Annotated in this window: 6 protein-coding genes, 1 pseudogene and 1 riboswitch; of the genes and pseudogenes, 3 read left to right on the top strand and 4 right to left on the bottom strand. The window is 63.5% G+C overall.

From position 1 onward, the window contains the following. Nucleotides 1-113 precede the first annotated feature (113 nt). Nucleotides 114-1,067: a tyrosine-type recombinase/integrase gene (locus LDN95_RS22665; RefSeq protein ID WP_226019774.1), complete on the top strand. Its 954-nt coding sequence runs from the start codon at nucleotides 114-116 to the stop codon at nucleotides 1,065-1,067. 12 nt (nucleotides 1,068-1,079) lie between these two features. On the opposite strand, the gene LDN95_RS22660 is transcribed toward LDN95_RS22665, so the two are convergent. Genes LDN95_RS22660 through LDN95_RS22645 form a run of 4 tightly spaced genes read right to left on the bottom strand, consistent with a single transcriptional unit; the run spans nucleotide 1,080 to nucleotide 4,393 of the window. Next, on the bottom strand, nucleotides 1,080-2,330 hold the full coding sequence (locus LDN95_RS22660) for a hypothetical protein (RefSeq protein ID WP_021224334.1): 1,251 nt from the start codon (nucleotides 2,328-2,330) through the stop codon (nucleotides 1,080-1,082). A 58-nt stretch (nucleotides 2,331-2,388) separates the two neighbouring features. Further along, a complete protein-coding gene (locus LDN95_RS22655; RefSeq protein WP_226019773.1) occupies nucleotides 2,389-3,351 on the bottom strand; it encodes a hypothetical protein in 963 nt (320 codons plus the stop codon). Next, complete coding sequence (locus LDN95_RS22650; RefSeq protein WP_226019772.1) at nucleotides 3,348-4,091, bottom strand: hypothetical protein; 744 nt, start codon at nucleotides 4,089-4,091, stop codon at nucleotides 3,348-3,350. The genes LDN95_RS22655 and LDN95_RS22650 overlap by 4 nt, the downstream gene beginning before the upstream one ends. 44 nt (nucleotides 4,092-4,135) lie before the next feature. Beyond that, on the bottom strand, nucleotides 4,136-4,393 hold the full coding sequence (locus tag LDN95_RS22645; protein WP_226019771.1) for a DUF6429 family protein: 258 nt from the start codon (nucleotides 4,391-4,393) through the stop codon (nucleotides 4,136-4,138). 180 nt (nucleotides 4,394-4,573) lie between these two features. Here LDN95_RS22645 and LDN95_RS22640 point away from each other — a divergent pair, with 180 nt between their 5' ends. Together LDN95_RS22640 and LDN95_RS22635 are read left to right on the top strand one after the other, a co-directional pair. Continuing rightward, on the top strand, nucleotides 4,574-5,473 hold the full coding sequence (locus tag LDN95_RS22640) for a recombinase family protein (RefSeq protein WP_226019775.1): 900 nt from the start codon (nucleotides 4,574-4,576) through the stop codon (nucleotides 5,471-5,473). A 131-nt stretch (nucleotides 5,474-5,604) separates the two neighbouring features. Further along, nucleotides 5,605-5,675, top strand: a riboswitch (Fluoride riboswitch). A gap of 23 nt (nucleotides 5,676-5,698) precedes the next feature. After that, nucleotides 5,699-6,223: pseudogene (locus LDN95_RS22635) on the top strand (chloride channel protein); the annotation flags it as partial. Between the last annotated feature and the right edge of the window lie 127 nt (nucleotides 6,224-6,350).

Genomic DNA, 6,350 nt, shown 5'->3' with positions numbered 1-6,350 from the left:
GCAAAGCGGTTCTCCGATCAGTAGCGCGAACAACACGCCGAATGCCGTGCAGATTGAATGCAGCCCAATATGGCGCGACGATTGGAGTTCAGTGCACGCAATTGCGCTCTACTTTGGCACCCGACAAAAGCCTCGTCCACTATCTTCACTGGCTGGCCAAGGGATCGGAAATCCGGGCCCCGGCCAAACCCGCGACGCTGGCGCGGCGGATCGCCTCGATCGCCCGGATCCACCGCATCCTCGGGTTCGGCGAGAAGGAGCCGCTGCCAACGCAGGCGGGGATGGTTCGCGACACGCTGAAAGCGATCCGGCGTAAGAGGCGCGAACGGCAGCGTCAGGCCGCGCCGCTGCGGTTTGGCGAGGCGATGGCGGAGGGGCAGGCGCCGCCCGAAGGGGTGACGATCAAGGGGCTGCTCGCCTCGTGCGGTACCGACATCACGGGCAAGCGCGATGCGGCGCTCATCAGCCTTGCCTATGACGCAGGCCTGCGAGTTTCCGAGCTGGTCGGGGCAACGGTAGCCGATCTCAGTCAGGCTGTGGATGGGAGCGGGCGGCTTGAGATCGCGCATTCGAAGACCGACCAGCTGGGGGAGGGGGCTCTGGCTTGGCTCTCGCCCGACACCATGGCGCGCCTCTCGGCCTGGCTGCTGGCGAGCGGGATCACGCAAGGGGCGGTGTTCCGGCGGATCAACGTGCTGACCAGTCCGCCAGACGATGCGGGGGAGCAGACTCAGCGGCACTATATCGGCCAGAAGCCGCTCACCCGGCAAGGCGTGGTGGCGATCCTGCGCCGCCGGGTGTTCGAGGCTATCGACCTTGGCCATGTTGAGCTGGAAGCCGGGATGGAAGGAGACACGGTCCGCTCGCTTAGCGCCCATTCGTTCCGGGTGGGGCTGACCCAGGACTTGTTCGCGGCGGGCGAAGACGGCGCCGGGATCGCGCTGGCCCTACGCTGGTCGTCGCCGACCACCGCGCTGCGCTATGCCCGCGAGCTGGCCGTAGGGAACAATGCCGCGGCGCGGGTGCTGGGACGCTTGCGCGATGGTGGCGGGCAGCCGGGTTCCTAGTCTGCCATGACGCTATGACGCGGCGATCCCATCAGAGTACGGGTGCATCTTTCGGCGCTGTGCCTCCGCATGGGCCAGCGCCTCAAGTTGGGCCGCGCTTGAAAGACTTGCATCCTTCCGCAACGAGGCCGCGAGCTGGAGCACGGCGCGCTGGAAGGCTTTGTTGCCGCTGACCCGTTGCCGGACGCCAAGGTTGTAAAGCTCGGCAAGATCCAGCGCGAGCAGGGCGACCGCTTCGGGGATATCCGAGAGGACAATGTCGCGGATGGTGGCGACATACTCGTACGCGCCGCGCCCGAACAGATTGAGTTCGACCAGGCCGTCGGCCATCACGTGGCCGAGCGGTTCGTCGACGAAATGAACCTGGCCCGAGGCGGCGACCAGGCCGTGAGCCAGGTTCCACGCCAGTTTGTCGCGATTTCGGGCAAGCCAGCGCGAGAGCAGCAGAAACTTCTGGCGAAAGGCTTGCTCGAAGGGTTTGCTGTAGGTGGGCCAGACGTCGAAGGCGGCGGGAATGCGCTCGAGTTGTTCGGTGAGGCGAGGGCCGTTGAAGAACGCTTCCGCGCTGAAATGGCGCAACTCCAAGTAGCCCTTGTCCAGCTTGGCGAAATTGGCGGCATAGCCTTTGTCGCGCCCGGCGCGGGCCTCGAGCAAGTTACCAAGCGCCGAGCCAAGCAGGAATTTGCCGGTCGGATCATGCGCCAGATGCCGCAATAGCGGCACGCCGACGGCATGGCGCTGCAAGGCCGTGTAGCGGCTGAACAGCCGGTCGTTGTTCGCGAGCAGCAGCAATTCATCGACGCCGACGATGAACCGGTCGGGATCGAGCCGATGGCCATTCCCGGCATCGATGTTGATGTGCCAACCGCAGTTGGCGGTATGCTCACTTTCGAAGAAGTTGAAATCGCCGTCGATCTCGTAGATCGCGTCGCATAACTCAGATCTGACCATCTCGGCATCGTCCAGGGGCAGGGGAGGGGTCAGCAATTCTACGCCTGCCAGGCGATCTTCAGGCCAGTTCAGTGGATCGAGCCCATATTCAGGGACGACATAAAAGCCGGGCTGCTTCGGGGTTCCGGATGGGGCGGACCAGGCGCGGCCTGTCCGGTCCCGCAATTTGGCCGCGAATGCTCGGCAGAAGGCGGGCGAGGCCTCGTCCATGGCCTCTCCTTCGCGCAGCTCTCTCTCAAAACGAGGCTCGCCGAGGTCGCCAAGAATGACTTCCAGCTCGAAGCCGGCACGCCAGGAAGGGGTTTCGGACATGGTCGGGAAGGTAAATCAATTGCCGGGCGTGTAAACGCACGAGCGGAGTTGCCATTAATTATGGCACAGAAGCCCTTCCACCGGACGCTGCGATGACATCAACTTTGGCAGCCGACAACAACCCCCATTGCGCGAGGTCGAAGGCCGCATCGGGCTGAGCCTGAGCGCGAAGCGACTGTGCCAGGGTCAAGACACTGTCGGCCTCGCGAAAACGGGCATGGGCGATCGCCAAGGCCTCATTGAAGCGGCCGCATTTCGTAAGCATCACGGCATGGTCGCAATGGCGCTCAGCTGCGCGGGAGAGATTGAGAAACCCCTCCGTGCGCCCCATCGCCTCCAGCGCGGCAAGCCGCGCTTCGATCAGTCTTGCGTTCAGCCAATCGTCTTTGCGGTCAAGCGGCCAGGTGTCGGTGCACCCGCTGAGGACATCGGACAGGCCAGGCTCGTCCCACCCCAGCGTGGCGGCGGCAAGGGCCGCGGCAAAGGCGTCGCCGGCGCCATATTCGGCGATCCGGTCCTGCCAATCACTCAATTCATCGACCAGGACGTCACGCAGGTCCTCGGGCATGTCGCCCAATAGGGCGGCCCGGGCGAACAGCGCGTCGAGAACCGGGAAAAACTCGTGCAGGCTCTCGTCCCAGCCCGCGCAGTCCGGCCAGGTATCGACTAGAGCTTCGGCAATGGGCCTCAGGATTGCCAAGGCATCGATGCCGTTGTCTGCCACCAGGAACGGCTCGGCTTGTCCGATCAGAGCTTCGAGCGCGGATTCATCGATATCCGAACGGGAATCGTCCCAGTGCCGCCTCGGGCGAATGGCGCGGGCAGGTTCGAGCAGCGCTTCCGCCTGGCGGCGAAAGGGTTCCGGATCGAGGGGTGTCCGCTGCTCGCGCGCCTCCCGCGCCGCCAGCTTTGCCTCGAGCCACAGCCGGAAATTCTCGTCCGCTTCGGCACCTTGAACCAGCAGGGCAGCCAAGGTCTCGGCATCGAGTGCGTTCAGCCGCATCGCAAGTGCATCGCTCATCGGGCAGAGGCCTTGCGCTTTCGCTTCGACGTGGGCTTGCCGGGCAGCAGCGCGCCTAGGCCCGTAGCGAGGTCGTCGATGCCGAGGTCGCCCGTATCGATCGCGTGTGCCAGTGCGGTAATGGCCGGCTCCAGCGCGAGCATGACGAGGTCGAGGTCGTGGAGGTGCGCCGGATAGACCAGCTCGTGCAGTGCGACGCGTGCTTGCGTGATGTCCGCTTCGTCCACGATCCCCAGACGGATCGCCACGGCCTCGCTTTTGCGCAGCGGCACGACGATGCCGAAGCCGATGTACCATGGCTCGAGATCGACGAAACGCCCCGCGATCTGGAATCCACCAAGGGCGGCAACCTGTGCCGCGAGCGCCCGGTCCATGACGTGGACCGTGGCACCGTCCTCAAGCAAATCGCGCGCCAGGACACCGCCACCCTCATGCACGCGCTCGACCAGCAAAACGGAGAAACGTGCGGCCGGCAGTCGGGCGGCGATATGCACCCCCAGCGGATCGCGCTTGAGCGGGAGCCTGGGCGCGATGCGGTCGATCGCTCGGCGGCCTGCGGTGCGCGATCCGGAGGACGAGGGTTTTCGCGAATAGAGCGCTGTGTCCGCCAGCATTTCCGAGACATTCGCGGAAATTCCGGCAAATTCGGCAAGGCCGAGAACCTCTTCAGCCAGCTTCAATTCGGACTTGCCGAGCCTTTCAACGCAGAGTTGCAGCACGTCGTTGAACGCTTCGCGCACTGCGGGATAGCCGATCGTTTGAAGGTCGAGTACCATTCGGCAACTCATTCTTCGGAGGCGGTTTCGGGGGAGGCGGCGGAGCGCGTGAACAGGTCCCGAAACAGGCGCGCACCCTTGGCAAGTCCATCGGTCGTCAACTGGACCGATTTCGCCTTGCCCACCGGGTTTGAGATCAAACCATGCGCGTGCAGCCGTTCCATCGACGCCCAGTCAAAACCCTTCCAGGCCATGCCGCTAGATTCAAGGTTGCGCCACAAGAGCGCCAGTACCGCTGCGTCGATCCTGTCGTTGTCGATGTCCATCCGCGTGTCACGAGCATTGCTGTTGCAGGAATTGCATGGCTAGCAATGATGCGAAGGTCTTGCCAGTTCGTGTCGCCTTGAATTCCACCACCGCGCAGGACCGTGCGGCGCGCTTTTTTGGCTCCACGGCGTTGCCACTAATTATGGCAGGGCGACGGCTAGGCGAAGGGCAGCGATGACATCAATTTTGGCAACCGACAACAGGATACCTTCGCCCAGATTAGTGAGTTAAGACGCGCAGGCTGTGTAACCCTATTCGAGGACCGGGCCAGCGGCGCTAGCCGCAGCCGTCCGAAACTGGCCAGCGCGCTCGCAGCGGTGGGACAGGGGGACACCCTCGTGGTTGTGCGGATCGATCGCCTCGCACGATCGTTGTCACATTTGCTGGAAATCGTCGAAGCGCTCCGCGCCAAGGGAGCGTATTTTCGCTCGATCAATGATCCGATCGACACCAGCAGCCCGCAAGGGATGCTGATGACACAGATGCTTGGCGCCTTTGCGGAGTTCGAACGTGCGCTTATTCGCGAGCGGACGCGGGCAGGGCTGAAGGCCGCGGTTGCGCGCGGCGCCAGACCGGGAAATCCGAAGATGCGCGCGAGAGACCCGTCGGCGATAGGCGACTTGCGCCACAGTTTGAAGGAAAAGCATCTTCACGAATTGGTCGATGGCCGGCTTCGATGGCTGCCAATCGTCGAGCGGTTGCGACCGCACTTACCCTGGAGCTTGGTGCTCCGGCGTATTCAGGCGCTTAAGCCGCCGGTGCGGTCGTTTTCCGAGCGTACCCTGGTGAAGGCATGCCGAACGTTGGTCGAAGCGGGCTACGCTGATCGGGTGATACTCGAGGCGGCGCCGCGATTGGCTCCCGACAGTCGGATCGCATTGCTGGTGGCCGACAAGCTCAACAACGATCCAGATGCTACTCTTCGCAGCCTCGCGACGTGGTTGAGCAAGGATTTGCGAGAGCCAACGCCGCGCAAAGGTACGCAATGGTCGCCTGAGGGGGTGAGGCGCGTGATTTCTCAGGCGCGGAATTTGGGCTTGATCGTCGTGCCGAAGTTACCGGCGACCTTATCGCCGTGAATGCCGGAGAAGGTCGGCTGCGGGCCGAAAGGCGACTGACAGCTTCCAGCGCAGGAGAGGCATGAAGTTGCCGTACAGATCCACCTCCGCATGCGTTGCTGCTTGACCAAACGCATTCGCCATACGATATGCGCCGGCAAGGCGATGGATTTCCGCCGGGCTTCGGCCGAACCGCCTTCGGGCTGATGATTCCTACCTGATGCGTTTTCGCAACAAGGAGGAATCGTGCGCGCTAAATTCGCAATATTGCTGTCGAACCTGAACGTCCTGACCTTTGTTCGGGACCGGCACGACCATGCTCTGTCCGTGTTGCGTTGGCTGGCGCTCCTTGTTCCCATGGCGGCGGCGGTGGGCAGTCTCTGCGCAGCCTTCCTCTGGAGCCTGGATATTGCCACGCGCACGCGCTTTGCGCATCCATGGCTGCTGTTCCTCCTGCCGGTCGGCGGGTTCGCGGTCGGGCTGCTCTATCATCTGTTTGGCCGCAGCGTCGAAGGCGGCAACAACCTGATCGTCGAGCAGGTCCATGAACCGGGCGGCGGCGTACCTTTGCGCATGGCGCCGCTAATCTTCCTCGGCACCGTTGTCACGCACCTGTTCGGCGGCTCGGCCGGGCGAGAAGGGACGGCTGTGCAGCTGGGCGGCAGCCTTGCCAGCGCCTTCGCCACGATGTTTCGGCTTGATGCCGAGAGTACCCGCATCATCCTGATGGCGGGTATTGCCGCAGGTTTCGGGGCCGTTTTCGGCACACCGTGCGGATTCCGACTTAATGCCGCCCGTCATTCCGAGGAATTCCGGCCCGGGATTCCGGACTGATCCCGCCCACCATTCCGCTTAATTTCCGCCCACCTTTGATGTGGTGTTGAGCCTGATCGTTTGA

The sequence above is a fragment of the Novosphingobium sp. FKTRR1 genome, from assembly GCF_020404405.1.
Lineage (GTDB): Bacteria > Pseudomonadota > Alphaproteobacteria > Sphingomonadales > Sphingomonadaceae > Novosphingobium.
The sequence above is the reverse complement of the archived record's forward strand: the minus strand, read 5'-3'. Positions and strand labels throughout refer to the sequence as shown.

What these genes read in the sequence shown, in the direction of transcription:
- LDN95_RS22660 (WP_021224334.1), bottom strand. Translation starts at nt 2,330, where the DNA reads ATGTCCGAAACCCCTTCCTGGCGTGCCGGCTTCGAGCTGGAAGTCATT.
- LDN95_RS22655 (WP_226019773.1), bottom strand. Translation starts at nt 3,351, where the DNA reads ATGAGCGATGCACTTGCGATGCGGCTGAACGCACTCGATGCCGAGACC.
- LDN95_RS22645 (WP_226019771.1), bottom strand. Translation starts at nt 4,393, where the DNA reads ATGGACATCGACAACGACAGGATCGACGCAGCGGTACTGGCGCTCTTG.